Source organism: Komagataeibacter kakiaceti JCM 25156 (genome assembly GCF_000613305.1).
Genome location: NZ_BAIO01000354.1, coordinates 1 through 2,449, shown reverse-complemented (window position 1 = coordinate 2,449; position 2,449 = coordinate 1). Strand labels below are relative to the sequence as shown.

3 protein-coding genes and 2 pseudogenes are annotated in these 2,449 nt (G+C 66.7%); all 5 read right to left on the bottom strand.

The window, feature by feature from the left end; translation table 11 throughout:
• Positions 1-617: acireductone synthase (gene mtnC, locus JCM25156_RS13665; RefSeq protein WP_025813520.1), on the bottom strand; the 617-nt coding region annotated here is incomplete at its 3' end.
• Between the two features lie 22 nt (positions 618-639).
• A pseudogene (locus tag JCM25156_RS24485) lies at positions 640-1,181 on the bottom strand (1,2-dihydroxy-3-keto-5-methylthiopentene dioxygenase).
• The gene (locus JCM25156_RS13655; RefSeq protein WP_025813519.1) at positions 1,178-1,801 is read right to left on the bottom strand and encodes a methylthioribulose 1-phosphate dehydratase; all 624 of its coding nucleotides are present in this window, start codon (positions 1,799-1,801) and stop codon (positions 1,178-1,180) included. Before JCM25156_RS13655 ends, JCM25156_RS24485 begins: the two are co-directional and overlap by 4 nt.
• A gap of 39 nt (positions 1,802-1,840) precedes the next feature.
• On the bottom strand, positions 1,841-2,086 hold the full coding sequence (locus tag JCM25156_RS13650; protein ID WP_025813518.1) for a twin-arginine translocase TatA/TatE family subunit: 246 nt from the start codon (positions 2,084-2,086) through the stop codon (positions 1,841-1,843).
• Between the two features lie 132 nt (positions 2,087-2,218).
• A pseudogene (locus JCM25156_RS31275) lies at positions 2,219-2,449 on the bottom strand (CHAP domain-containing protein); the annotation flags it as partial.

The window sequence follows — 2,449 nt, the reverse complement described above, 5'->3', positions numbered from 1 at the left end:
CGGGCGATCTGGCAGGTACGCAGCCCCGCGCTGGCCGCCGCGTCCAGCTCGGCCACGACATCGGACAGGAACAGCACGTCGCCCGCCTGCCACTGGGCGTCGTGCATGATGCGACGATAGCTTTCCGCCTCCCGCTTGCTTCCCATCGCCAGGTCATAGAACCCCACGAAGACGCTGCTCAGGTCGCCCTCGCTCGTATGGCCGTAGATCAGCTTCTGCGCCGCGACCGAACCGGATGAATAGACCGCCAGCGCCACCCCCGCCGCCGCCCAGCACCGCAGCGCGGGTACCACATCGGGGTACAGCACGGCCTTGAGCACGCCATCGGCATAACCCTGCGCCCAGACCATGCCCTGCAGCGCCTTCAGCGGCGCGACCTTGGCGTCCGCGTCCATCCATGCCTCAAGCTGGCGCAGGGGGGGCACGCCGGGGGCAAGGCGGGCGATTTCCGCGATCTGCGCCTTGACCTGCGGGTCATCGGCCCGGCTGCGCAGCAGGGCGGGCAGCGCCTTGCGGGCGTAGGGGAACAGGGTGTCATGGACAAAGGAAACCGGTATGGTCGTCCCCTCGATATCCAGCAGCACCGCACGCACGGGCGGCTGCGTGGCCTGGGTCACGTTCTCATCTCCTTCATGCGGCTCAGGCTTCAACGGGGAAGCGGGCCGCGATGTCGCTGCCGGTATATTGCGCGATCCAGCCATCGGGGTTGGTGAAGATGCGCAGCGTCACGAAATCCGGCGTCACGCCCCCATCGAACCAGTGCGGCGTGCCCGCGGGGACCGAGATCAGGTCGCCCGCGGTGCAGCACACGTCATAGACATGGCCCTGCGTATGCAGCACGAAATTCCCCTGCCCATGGACGAAAAAGCGCACTTCGTCCTCACTATGGACATGTTCGGACAGGTATTTGCCCCGTGCCTGCGCCCAGCCCGCCGTATCGGGGCCGACACGGATCACATCCGCCGAACCGGCCCCCGTCTCCCCCATCAACTGGTCAAGATAGGGGCGATAGCGTCCAGCACCTCGGCCTCCGTGGCGTCACGCGGGGGGGTGACGGGGCTGGTCCACCGTTCGAAACGCACGCCGATCCGGGCCAGCTCGGCCGCGATGCGCGCGGGGTCGGTCAGGCGCAGGCAGGCCACGCCGGGCCGGTCATCGGCATAAACGCTCAGGCTGCTCATCGGGCCTTCCTTCTTTCCAGTTCGCAGGCCAGCAGGAATTCGAGCCCCTCCAGCCGGGCCAGCGCCACATCCATGTCCGCGCCCCAGACATACACGCCGTGGCCGCGAATGATGTAGCCCGCGCACATGCCCGCCAGATGCGGTGCGACGACATGGGAAAGACGGGCGATGTCCTGGTCATTGTCGAATATGGGCACATGCACCCGCGCCGCATGCGTATCCTGCCCGGCAAACACCTTCTGGACCTCATAGCCTTCCAGCGCCAGCGCGTCCCCGCCCGCCATGGACAGCACGGTGGAGGCGACGGAATGGCCATGCAGCACCGCGCCCGCCGTGGCGTCATGGGCATAGATCTGGCAGTGCAGCAGGGTTTCGGCGCTGGGGCGGTCACCGGGGGTGCAGGGCCTGCCCGTGGCGTCCACGCGGATCACCCCATCAACCCCCAGCAGCCCCTTGTGCCCGCCCGAGCGCGTGATGGCGAGCGTGCCATCGGGCAGGCGGATGCTGATATTGCCCGCCGTGGCGGGCACCCAGCCAAAACGGTCCATCCGCCGGCCCGCGGCAATAATCCGGTCAACCGCGTGGCAGTACGCGCCAGCGGGAAATGCTGTTTCATCCATTACGCCGTCCGCCCGCATGCGCCTGGCATGCGGCCCACATCATTTCACGTTATTGGCGGAACGCTGCGGCGCTTCGGTAAAGGCGGCGTCCTTCTCGCGTGCCGGGCCCTGTATATGGCCGGTGGGCACCGGTTCATCGGGCGTGTCATCGGCCATGTTCTTCTTGAACGACTTGATGCCGCGCGCCATGTCCCCCATGAGCGAACTGATCTTGCCGCCGCCGCCAAACAGTACCAGCACCACGGCCAGTACGATCAGCCAATGTCCCCAGCTCAAGCTACCCATTGCGTTCCCCAATCCGCGTCCATGACGCAAAATGCCGTTTCCGCGCCCGCCATCCCATACGGCGGACAACCTGCCCTTCCCCGCCTATGTGAGGGGCGCGCCCATGATATGCAAGCATCCATGACAGCCGGATCAACCCGTCGGCAGGATAAATCCATATGCAGGATAGACGGTTTTGCCCATGTCGTGAATGGGGGCCCACCATACCTTTACCCGCGACCAGTCATTGCGGGCCGAGACGTCGATCACCGGCTCGGCCCGGCCCACCCGGCCCGGCACCCAGTTCGGCCTGATCCACCAGCACCTCACGCGGGCCACGCACTGCGCGCACGACGGACACATGCCCATCGGGCAGGCGACCGG

Excerpts from the sequence above, each read along its gene's own strand:
- JCM25156_RS13650 (WP_025813518.1), bottom strand. The coding sequence starts at position 2,086 with ATGGGTAGCTTGAGCTGGGGACATTGGCTGATCGTACTGGCCGTGGTG.
- JCM25156_RS13655 (WP_025813519.1), bottom strand. The coding sequence starts at position 1,801 with ATGGATGAAACAGCATTTCCCGCTGGCGCGTACTGCCACGCGGTTGAC.